A 1,942-nucleotide genomic window follows, 5' to 3' on the forward strand; every position below is an offset into this window, starting at 1 on the left:
GGAGGGGATGACGGGAATCGAACCCGCGTGGCCAGTTTGGAAGACTGGGGCTCTACCATTGAGCTACATCCCCGCGCCTGCACCCGAGAGCACAGCGAGACCACCATACCCGACGAACCGCGCCCCCTCGTCCTGCCTGCGCCGGACGCGTCCTCGCAGCGCAGGATCAAGCGCTCGCGGATCCTGTCGTACTCGCTGGTCGCCGTCGCCGCGGTGGTGCTGTCGCTCCGCCCGGACCTCTTCGGGGACCCGCAGACCCAGCCGCTCCATGCCCTGCTGCACGTCTGGCGCATCGTGCTCGGGCTGCTGCTCGGTGTCGCCGCGCTCGGGGTGCAGGTGATCGTCGGCGTGCAGTGGCGGCAGGGTCTCCGCAGGCAGTTGCCCCCACCCGACGAGTCTCCCGGGAACCCGGCATCGTCGGACCGCTAGACTCATCGGCGTCGCGTGCGCACCTCGGGTGTGCGCGGGCACCCTGGCTCACTCAAACGGGGCGTAGCTCAGCTTGGTAGAGCGCCCGCTTTGGGAGCGGGAGGTCGCAGGTTCGAATCCTGTCGCCCCGACCAGGACACACCACCGCCAACCATTCAGGAGAACCCCCCTTGGCCAACAGCACCGTCGACAAGGTGAGCGAGACCCGCGTCAAGCTCACGGTGAACGTGACGCCGGAAGACCTCAAGCCGAGCATCGACCACGCGTACAAGCACATCGCCGAGCAGATCAACATCCCCGGCTTCCGCAAGGGCAAGGTCCCGCCGGCGATCGTCGACCAGCGTGTCGGTCGCGGCGAGGTCCTGAACCACGCCGTCGGTGACGCGATCGACACCTTCTACCGCCAGGCGGTCGAAGAGCAGGAGCTGCGCATCCTCGGCCGTGCCGAGGCCGACGTCTCCGAGCTGCCGAACGTCAGCGACTTCGCCGGTGACCTCGTCCTGACCTTCGAGGTCGACGTCCGTCCCGAGTTCGACCTGCCCGACTACAGCTCCTACGAGCTGACCGTCGACGCGGTCGAGGTCTCCGATGAGGAGATCGAGGAAGAGCTGCAGAACCTGCGCACGCGCTTCGGCACGCTCGTCACGGTCGACCGTCCGGCGACGAAGGGCGACTTCGCCCAGATCGACCTCACGGCCACCATCGGTGACGACGAGGTCGACTCGGCCGCCGGCGTCTCCTACGAGCTCGGCTCGGGCGACCTGCTCGAGGGCATCGACGAGGCGCTCGAGTCCCTGACCGCCGGCGAGTCCACCACCTTCGAGTCGAAGCTCGTCGGCGGCGACCGCGAGGGCGAGACCGCCCAGATCGCCGTGACCGTCACCGCCGTCAAGGAGCGCGAGCTCCCCGAGGCCGACGACGAGTTCGCGCAGATCGCCAGCCAGTTCGACACCATCGACGAGCTCAAGGGCGACCTCAAGGAGCAGATCGCGAAGTCCAAGACCTTCGGTCAGGGCTCCGCGGCGCGTGACGCCCTGGTCGAGAAGCTGCTCGAGGACGTCACCATCCCGATCTCGGAGAAGCTGATCGAGGACGAGGTCCACCGTCACCTCGAGCAGGAGAACCGCCTCGAGGACGACGAGCACCGCAAGGAGGTCGCCGAGTCCAGCGAGACCGCCTTCCGCTCGCAGATCCTCCTCGACTCCATCGCCGAGAAGGAGTCGATCCAGGTCTCGCAGGAAGAGCTCACGCAGTACCTGATCCAGGCCGCCGCGCAGTACGGCATGGAGCCGGGCGAGTTCATCAAGGTGATCGACCAGAACGGCCAGATCCCCGGCATGGTCGGCGAGGTCGCCCGTTCCAAGGCGGTCGCGACCGTCCTGTCCAAGGTGACCGTCAAGGACAGCAACGGCGAGCCCGTCGACCTGTCCGCGTTCACCGCGGGTGTTGCGCAGGAGCCGGCCACGGCCGACGCCGAGTAAGAACCAGCTTTCCAGACAGGAGGCACGGTGCC

2 protein-coding genes and 2 tRNA genes are annotated in these 1,942 nt (G+C 67.7%); 3 read left to right on the top strand and 1 reads right to left on the bottom strand.

From position 1 onward, the window contains the following. Positions 1-2: 2 nt before the first annotated feature. Positions 3-73 (bottom strand) — tRNA-Gly (locus BIU90_RS03090). A gap of 140 nt (positions 74-213) precedes the next feature. Between BIU90_RS03090 and BIU90_RS03095 the strand changes: the two genes are divergently transcribed. From BIU90_RS03095 to tig, 3 genes are all read left to right on the top strand, one after another. After that, complete coding sequence (locus tag BIU90_RS03095; RefSeq protein WP_071298776.1) at positions 214-429, top strand: hypothetical protein; 216 nt, start codon at positions 214-216, stop codon at positions 427-429. A gap of 57 nt (positions 430-486) precedes the next feature. After that, positions 487-563: transfer RNA gene (locus tag BIU90_RS03100), tRNA-Pro, on the top strand. A gap of 36 nt (positions 564-599) precedes the next feature. Further along, positions 600-1,910, top strand: a complete 1,311-nt coding sequence (tig, locus tag BIU90_RS03105; protein WP_071298777.1) for a trigger factor — start codon at positions 600-602, stop codon at positions 1,908-1,910. The last annotated feature ends 32 nt before the right edge of the window (positions 1,911-1,942 follow it).

Source organism: Curtobacterium sp. MCBA15_001, from assembly GCF_001864835.1.
Taxonomy (GTDB): Bacteria; Actinomycetota; Actinomycetes; order Actinomycetales; family Microbacteriaceae; genus Curtobacterium.